An 8916-nucleotide genomic window follows, 5' to 3' on the forward strand; every position below is an offset into this window, starting at 1 on the left:
GCATGGATTGGAAGTCGCAGGCTCGGGGAACGGGATTACCTGTTTCCCAGCCGCGTGCACGCATTGCCGCATCTGTCGACGCGGCAATATAGCAGGATTGTCGAGCGGTGGGGTGTCGAGTATCGGACTTGACCCCAAACGCCATGGCACGCATTTGATGAGGAGGACGAAGGCGGCGCATATACGAGAAGACAGGCAAACTGCGCCCCGTCCAGCTCTTGCTCGGCCACAAGAAGCTCGAGCACCGTACAATATCTCGGGATCGAGGTGGACGACGCCCTGGCCATTTCTGAGCAGGTGGAGTTGTACTCAATAGCGGCGCTTCAAACAGAGGCGCCGCTATCTCGCCACCCGGAAGGCCAAGTTCGACCCGAAGTGGGCGTTCCCGACGGCCCGTCGGAAGGTCCGGATTGCCCGCCGTCACCCACCTTCCGGGGTCAGAACAAGAACCGCACCGTGCCAGCTTTAGTCTGTAGTGCTCGCCGATCATCTGCGTGAATGGTCTGGCCTTGCCAACGATGTCCGTTCGCGCCACTCTCGACTGCGACTAGCCGGTCATCTTCTGGATGTCGGATGAAGGTCGAAACTCACAACCTGAAACGAAGGCTTAGCGATGAGCAGCATAAGGGACCGTCAGGAAGGCTTCGAAAAGAAGTTCGCGATGGACGAGGAGTTGAAGTTCAAGGCGATGGCGCGGCGTAACAAGCTGCTTGGTCTGTGGGCCGCTGAAAAGCTCGGTAAAACCGGCGCGGATGCCGACGCCTATGCGAAGGAGGTGGTCAGCGCGGACTTCGAGGAAACAGGGGACAACGATGTGTTCCGCAAGGTTCGCGCCGATTTCGACGCGGCTGGGGTCGCCCAGTCCGATCAACAGATTCGCGTCATCATGGACGAGCTGCTGGCGACCGCTGTCGACCAGATCAGGGACACCTGACTACCACTGAGTTCTGACAGAAAACCGCCGACTGCGATCTCGGACTGGGATATCCAATCCGCTGGCTTGGTGAGCCGTGGAAGGACGCTTGCGAGCGGCGTTGCAAGGGTATCACCAATCACGGCAATTCCGCACCTTCGGTGGGGTCGCCATGAAATCGTCGAAGGATCGACACTTGTATACCATAGATGTCAGCTTTGAAGCAGCGCCAGGAGTGTCCGGAATTTGCCGCTGGTTGCCCAGTTAGTTACCGGGCTCGTACGTCAAAGTTCCACCGATATTCTTGAAAAAGTCCGAAATCAGGGCTGGCCGTAATGTCCGCCATTTCACGTTCTAAGCGAATGTTGCCGTTCGATGCTGTGCCAATTTGGCTACGCGCCTCACCGCCACTTGATGGCAAAATTATTAGGTCCCCCAAGTCAATTTTCAGTATCGGTCTCTACGGTCCTCAAAAAAATCAGACGTTATGGAAAACCGTCTTCTTAACATCCGAACCGCGCCAAATGGCTATTTCCTACCCTTCCAAGACATTGGCCGGCTCCGCCAAAAAATCAAATCCTCGGCCGAGAGCAGACCTCGCATGTCCTTGAACGGCAATCAGCGTTCGGGCAATCCTGCTTGCCGCAGACCCCTCGGCCATTTGAGCTTCCCATTGCGGTATGTTTTAAAATCGGGGCAGCGCTCGATACCACTCGATTGTAAACCCTGGCTTGGTCGCCAATAGCTTCTGCGCGGCCCATCGGGCGGGTCCCTCCACGTCTCCGCTCATCGCCGACCAGACGCCGAGGTGGCGCCAGGACCAGGTCACGTCAGGATAGCTGTTGACGACCTCCGCCCCCGAATCACATTAGTTCCGGCAATCCGGATCGTCGGGTTGGCAGACACGTCGCTGCGGCCTGCGGCGTTCAGTATCGCCACCGCTGCGGTTACGATTGTCGTCGCCGCGGCGGATGATGCGATTGCCATCATCGCCCCCACGTTCGAAATTCCGGCGGTTGCGATCACCGCCGGGCAGATCACGGTTAAAGTCCGGCTGCCCGTCGACATTCGGCCTGCGGTTGGGCGCCTGACCAAAATCCGGAAGGCGATCCGGACGCTCGTTAAAGTCGCGGCGTCTTTCAGGGGGACGGCTCAAATCGGGTCTGCGCTCCAATCTCCGCTCGAATTCCGGCGGCGGAGCCGGCCTCGGCTCGAAATCAGGAATGCGGCTGGGGGGACGGTAAGGTTCCGGACGGCGATCCGGGCCGCGATAGAAGTCCGGTCCGCGGCGCCAGCGATCGCGGTCGCGATAAAAGTCATAGTCGCGGTAATGACGATCCCAATAGCTGCTGAAGCTGAAGACAACGAGGGGAATACCGAGCGATTGATAATATCGAGGCCCGACATGAACGCGGCGCTGTTGATAAATTGCCTGGATATATCGGCCGTGCACCCAGCCACGGCCGTCGTAGAACTCCACGTCACACCATGGCACGTCGGCAAGACAGCCGTAGATTTCGATGGATTCGCCGGCCGGAATTACAGTGATCGCCGGATATGCTGTGCTTGGGCCGGCGCGCATATTGACATTCGCCGTCGCGAAGCCTTCTGCCGCCTGAGCGATCGCCGGAGCCAGCAAGAGCATAGCGGTCGCGGCAAATTTCAAAGGGGTGCGTTTCACGTTTTCAACTCCCAGCGAGGCAAGGCGTCATGCCACATCCGGTAATTGATTTTACTCCGGCTTTTTCCGCATAGTTCGAGCGCCTGCCAGCTTTTGTTCGGCGGCCATCATCGTCTTGCCTTTCAATGGTTTATAGCGCGTCTTGCATGAACGCAGCTTGAACGGAAGGAGCTCGGCTCTGGTCCTTGAAGGGATGGTCGAGCCGCGAGGTCATAACGGCTCTTGGGGAACTTTTCATTAGCGAATACTGTTTCACTCATTGTCGTTCGCACGGAATCCTGAGTGGTCGACTTGGACGTTCAGAAGGTCTGTTTCCTACAGCTCCGGATCCATGACGGCGCATGAATGATGAAGAGATGGGGCTGTGCGAGGCTAGAGTGGGCATAGAGCGCGACGCTCTGCAATTTTCGCTGCACAGAGACGATCGAGCTCTTCTTCCTACGAATAAAAACCCAGGAGGATAACGTGAAGGGCTTGTTGGCGGGACTTTGCGGGTTCGCACTCGCCCTCGCGGTGTTCCTGAGCGGGGCGGCTGTCGCAACTCTTATCCTAAACGGGACGCCAGCGCGCGAGCCGCGGCTGGATATGAATCAGTCGGAACTATGGACCGAGCAGCCGCGGGCAGTGAACCCGGCAACTCAGCAGTTCGAGCGTGTCCCCGCCCGCGCAGGCGCAACTGATCCACAAAGAGCCCCTGAGGTGGCTGTAGCACGCAACGAGGCCTCGGAGGACGTCCTTTCAGAACGGAGTGTGATCCCCCCGGGCAACAAGGCCGAGGAGGAACTCTCTTGGGAGTCTTTAGACACGATGCCGACCGCCGCTATTCGACCGAAGCCCGATGAGGGGCAAACGACGGCGTCGGCCCTGCCGACTGCTCACGACGAATGGTGCGCGAACCGCTATCGGTCCTACCGTCCGAGCGACAACACCTACACACCCTTTAGCGGCCGTCGGCGCACCTGCATCTCGCCTTACGTGGATACGGCTATGAGCCCGCCAGAAGATGTTTCGTCACAACCACGCGATAGCTTCGGGGAAGACGTCGACGATCCTTCAACCCAGATGAACCTTTCGGTTGACGCATATGAAAATCCAGCCCTGGCGGAAGAACACGTTAGCTATTGCTTCAGCCGCTACCGTTCGTACCGCCCAGAGGACAACAGCTACCAGCCTTATAGCGGAGGGCCCCGCAGACAGTGCCGGTAGCAGATCAGAAAATTCTAAAAGGAACTTTGCCCGAGCGAACAGGCGTTCAATGCACTGATGCACGGCTTGTCCGGGTTTTGTGTATGTTGCCGCCCCTGCGACCTGTTCCCCCTTGCGCTGGAACAATATTTGCCGTTTCGATTTTACAGGCGTCCCTCAACTCTCTCCACAGCGGTATCCGCAATTCGGCGGGCCCTGCAGAACGGACCGTGATGCCGAGGTCATTAGTTCGCAACGAAAGCAGTGGCCGCGCCTACGCTGCCGGTGGACGATACCGAATCGACTTTGCCTTTTTCAAGGCTTCCATCGTATCCTCGACGCTGAGGAGGACAGTGGTTTCAATAGAGCTGAGCGCGCCTCCTGCGCCGATAGCAAGCGCGACAGCCGCCATCGATACGTTATCAGGCGCCTCCCACAGATTCCAACCATCATGCTCGCCAAAGGCGTACCAGAACCCATGGAGCTTTCCGCCTACGGATTCAATGTAAGTGCGTGCCGCCTCTCGGCGATCCTCGGGATTTTCGATCATTCGCGCCCACGTTTCGGGCGTGTAGCTGAAGCGCGTGAGATAGATGGCCATGATTTGCCTCCTCCGTCAGAACAACACAGTTAACGCTCAAGCCGGGAGGAAACGCGAGTCATTTCCAATGTGCGCACTTGTCTGGTGAACGGATTCAACTTCGCCGTTTTTGGGGCACGCGAAGACCCAGATTGCCTGGACCACAATCCGCAGACTGCAGAATTCCCCCTATAGCGGCACCGTTATTCGGTCTCCTTGGGAGGGGATAGAGTCGCAGTCCACCGGCAGAAAGCAATATACTACCCCAATTGTCTTAGCTCGCCGCGCTGGCAGTAGGGTCGGTGGTGACGGCGAGGAACTGCACTCGATCCCTGATTGGGGTAGCGTTGATCCTCTTCTGAATGTCCACGATTACTTCGGTGTGGACCAGGCCGAGATGCCAGAGCCATCGCTCGAGAGCGAGGGCTCGTTCGCTACGGGTGCTGCCTGATGGAGCTTGCTGCGTGCCCTGTGCACCTGAGGGAGCCGGTTGTGTGGCTTGCCCGCCTCCTGGCGCATCTCGGGTTCCCTGCCCACCAGCCGGAGCTTCGACTTTCGGCACGTTGAACATTCACATCGGTGTCACCGCCCCCATCGGCGCCGTCGAACAGGTTGCCACCAAACACGAACAAGGCGCCGACAATCAGCAGAACCAGAACTGATGCGACGGCCCAAGCGCCACCATTGCCAGTATTTACCACTGATGGTCCTCTATCAGCCATCGAAATTCTCTTTATTCTTCACGTGTGGCAAACATTCACAGGAGAGATTTGGGGTTCCAAGAATAATAAACGATACGTGCCCGCAGAGAAGAACTATACCATTATTTGTGGAAAATGATCCTCTGAGACGAAATCGTAAATTACAGTTAAAGAACTTGGCGCAAAGAATGTTGATGTCCATTCGTACCAGTATTGGAAATTTTCTCCTGTTGATGATTCGGCACGCAAATTGGTGTCGCCGACAATGGTGCCGACAACACTTACCCGCGGGGCAGCGGTAAGTGGCATTTTGACGGGCGAAGTCCTATCCGGCACCTTCCAGACGGTGGGACGATTAGGCGAGAAATATTCCAATCATGGACGCCACGAAAAGAGCGATCACCGCAGTAAGCGCGATCGACATGATGGTACGCTGGTCAGCACTCATCTCAATTTCCTCCGTTGCCCATCTGGGGCAAAGGAAAACGTTCTGTGAGCTCGGAATGTTCATCATGCGGCGACAACTAAGGGACTCAAGCGCTGGAAAAATTCAACTAACGGAAAGGCATTCCCGGCTGTTGGAGTCGCCTCGACAGCTTTGCTCCCCAAATTGACCCGAAGCGGCCGCTGGTGACAAGCAAGGGCAACGACTCGGTTCGACCCGTTGCGGTCCTTGGCGCAGGACACGACGAACGCGACGATTGAGCCCTTTGCAGTCCCTCAGGTCGATGGGATGTCGGGCAGCATCGGGCCAACAGCGGCCCGCCTGCAGCAAATCGCCCGAAGGTGAATTGGGGATCGCTTGAGGAGAACATAATCGGCGGAGGCCGGGAGCTCCCGCCCCCTGCTCGATATGCATTGGCGCCCTTGCTGTATGGTATCGTCGCTGGCCGGTAACTCGTTTGGGCGGCGACTCTAATTCTTGACTGCAACGCGCGCTCAATTTGACAAAGTTCCAACAGATTTCGAGCCCGAAGAGAGCTACGACAGGGAAGAAGTTCCCAATGGCGAAGAAGTCGTATCACGCAACGGTGCACAAGATGGTTGGGACTTGGTGCGGCGCTGCTGAATGGCCCGTGAACGCGCGTGCCTGCCACGGTTTCTCGTATCGCGAACTGTGGATTCAGGAAGGCTGTCCAGGCACCTTTGAAGCATGGCTCGCAAGCAAGGGCGTAATCGCGAATTAGCTCAGTTCTCTCACGAAGATGGTGCTGATGCGGCCCATGAGCCTGCGGATTACGCGCTGAGCACTCCCCAGGCGACCCTCAGCGAACCGGCGGCATAGGCGTGATCGGCCGCTCCTGTTCGTCTGGATCAATGAGTGGAATGGGTTCGAGCTCCGGCGCTGGTTCCTTCCCCGGTCTGTCATCAGGATCTGGCTTTCTCGCCGAGCAAGCGTCGCGCAGCGGCGCGACGGGCGGTATTCTGGAGCCCGAGATATGAGAGAGCTGTTTGCAAAGTTGGCGGTTCTTCGCTGGGCCGGCTACCCCGCGCGCGGCGAGGAGAAGCCTACAAAGCTCAGAATTCCTCCCAGCTTCCTTATAACATGGTCAGGCTGGGATAAGCTTTCGCCAATTTCGAACGCAACTCATGGGCGGGAGACGCGGACACACAATCCTCATGCCGGGACGGTTGCGAACGACTCAACGAGGCAGATGGCTTGCCGATATTGAATACGCGGAGCATGTCCGCAAGGCTGATTTTCTTGAACGAGGCTATGGCTGGCAGCGGTCGATTCCTCCGCCCGTGTTCTGCTGCGTGCCCTGTTCCATTGTGTTGACCGCCGTGTTGATCTCCTGCAGTGCGGTGGCCTGTTCGCGGGCGGCCTCGACGATGGCGTCGATATGACGATCGATCTCCTTCACCTCATCGACGATCACCGTCAGAGCTTCGGAAGGCTGTGACGTCAACATTGCGTCTGCGGCGCGCGGAGACTTCAGCGAAAGAACAGATACTTGACAAGGGCCGTTATCACGAGCGCGATGACGAGTGTCCCGAGGATGCCGACGCCCCCCATAGCCCACATCATACCGCTGCCCATCATGTCGTTCATCATACCCTCCTCTCTACATTCAGCCGGCTCTCGTTCAGCCTCCGCCGAGTGATCGGCACGTCAAGGCCACGGTGTACACCTGCATCCAACAATAGACTTTGGCAGGGGGACCGGCAGCTCCGGCTGCCGCCGCCCCCTCCTTGACGGTTGCCGCTTAGATCTGCCAGTCGGCGCCCGATGAATAGACCTTGGTGTAGTCGACCATCTCGGCCCCGTCGACGAGACCGTCGGATGGCTTGCCGGCCATGCCGCCCACGGCGAGATTGACAAGCATGTACATCGGATCGTGCATATCCGAAGGGGTGTCGGCGCGGGCGATCGCGGCATCATCGAGATACCAGACGATTTCCTCCTCCGTCCAAAGCAGTCCATATTTGTGGAATCCGCTTGTGTCAGAAACCTTCACATCGCTCGCGATTCTCGTCTGCGAACCGGTATCGTTGGAATGCACGGTGGCGATCATCGTATTCGGATCCTGGCCGCGCATTTCGACGACGTCCAGTTCCGGCGGCCAGGAGCCGTCGGTCGGCCGAAGCCAGAAGGCCGGCCAAGCGCTTTCCGGGGAGCGAGCCTCCCTTCTCCGGCGCCCACCAGAATTTCGGATCCCAGACGCCGCTTGTGCCATTGTGGAGTTGTAGCCTGTTGAAGTCGTCCGAAAAGGTTTGCGTCAGGGCGGAGCGATCCAGACTGAGTCTGAACTGGCCCGCCTGTAACTGATCGGCAGTGGTATTTGCAAACACAAGGCTTTCGCCGTCGGCGAGGCTGAGCCCGAGATTGGCGCCCTCCTGGGCGACGTTCGCAAGGATCTGCTCGAAAGACGTGAAGGCGTAACCTTCGAGCCGAACGATGTCGTCGGCGTCGTAGTCTCCGATGAGGTCGTTGCCATTGCCTTTCTTGAAAACGAAGGGTGTCTGCACCACTGCCCCAATGAGGACATCGTTGCCGCGGCGGCCATCGATCGTCTGGCTGTCCGAGCCGCCTGTGACGATGTTGTCAGTATTATTGCCGAAGGCGTAACGGTCGCTGCCGGTGACCGTCAGGTTTTCGAAATTGTCCGGCAGCGTATAGCTCATCCATGTGCTTATCGTATCGACGCCTTCGTCGGCTGCTTCATAGGCCTGATTGGTCCCCGAATAGAGATAATAATATCGTCACCCTTGCCGCCGATCATGGTGACATTGACGGAACTGTCGCCATAGATGGAATCGTTGCCGGCCGAGCCATAGAGCTTTGGACCCGATCCGGCGGCGGAAAACCATGCCGTAGAATTGCCGCTATAGCACAGCGGCTCGCCCACGGCGTTTATGACAGTTCTGCTCATCGAGAAGTCTCCTGCTTTATGCTTCGCGCCCCTGCCGACGAGGAACCTAGCATTCCGTTCTGTGACCTGTGGAACACACCCCCACCTCTTTTGGGAAATTCGGAGCTTGGCCAATCGAACTTGGAAAGGACACAGCAGGCTAGTCACAGCACTCCCATGAAAATCCACCTACGAGCCTGGAAGCTGCGGACGTCCGTTCCCATCTCAATCCACATACGTGTCGTGGAGGAGAAAGATGGAAACCGACACCGTGGAATTGGATCAGGAGGCGGTAGAGATAATCCCGCCTGAGCCCAAAAGATGCGCTGTGAAGGGAACAATGCGGTGCTCGTGTTGCCAGCGCCCAATGGGAGGCGACCCCGACGGGTACGGCATCTGCCAGGAATGTATCGAGTGTCCGTAAGCCCTTGGCGAAGCCGGCAGCAGAAGAACTGTGCCCGCGCGCTTCCGGTGGGCTGTCCGGCTGGCGACGATGATGGAGG

Annotated in this window: 4 protein-coding genes and 3 pseudogenes; 3 read left to right on the top strand and 4 right to left on the bottom strand. The window is 57.9% G+C overall.

What is annotated here, in order from left to right:
• Positions 1–306, top strand: a pseudogene (locus tag N181_RS34475) (tyrosine-type recombinase/integrase); the annotation flags it as partial.
• A gap of 307 nt (positions 307–613) precedes the next feature.
• Entirely contained in the window at positions 614–934 is a 321-nt protein-coding gene (locus N181_RS03245) for a DUF1476 domain-containing protein (RefSeq protein WP_037402381.1), read from the top strand.
• Positions 935–1781: 847 nt separating this feature from the next.
• Here the strand turns inward: N181_RS03245 and N181_RS03250 are convergent.
• Positions 1782–2594, bottom strand: a complete 813-nt coding sequence (locus tag N181_RS03250) for an SH3 domain-containing protein (protein WP_037436437.1) — start codon at positions 2592–2594, stop codon at positions 1782–1784.
• A gap of 807 nt (positions 2595–3401) precedes the next feature.
• On the opposite strand from N181_RS03250, the gene N181_RS34480 reads away from it, so the two are divergent.
• Complete coding sequence (locus N181_RS34480) at positions 3402–3800, top strand: BA14K family protein (protein WP_234892924.1); 399 nt, start codon at positions 3402–3404, stop codon at positions 3798–3800.
• A gap of 253 nt (positions 3801–4053) precedes the next feature.
• Here N181_RS34480 and N181_RS03260 read toward each other — a convergent pair whose 3' ends face one another.
• From N181_RS03260 to N181_RS03280, 3 genes and pseudogenes are all read right to left on the bottom strand, one after another.
• Positions 4054–4380: a GYD domain-containing protein gene (locus N181_RS03260; protein WP_037436443.1), complete on the bottom strand. Its 327-nt coding sequence runs from the start codon at positions 4378–4380 to the stop codon at positions 4054–4056.
• A gap of 2382 nt (positions 4381–6762) precedes the next feature.
• Positions 6763–6949, bottom strand: a pseudogene (locus N181_RS35455) (globin-coupled sensor protein); the annotation flags it as partial.
• A 318-nt stretch (positions 6950–7267) separates the two neighbouring features.
• Positions 7268–8434 (bottom strand): annotated as a pseudogene (locus N181_RS03280) (glycoside hydrolase family 16 protein).
• Positions 8435–8916 lie beyond the last annotated feature (482 nt).

Origin of the sequence: Sinorhizobium fredii USDA 205, from assembly GCF_001461695.1 — a bacterium.
Classification (GTDB): Bacteria; Pseudomonadota; Alphaproteobacteria; order Rhizobiales; family Rhizobiaceae; genus Sinorhizobium; species Sinorhizobium fredii.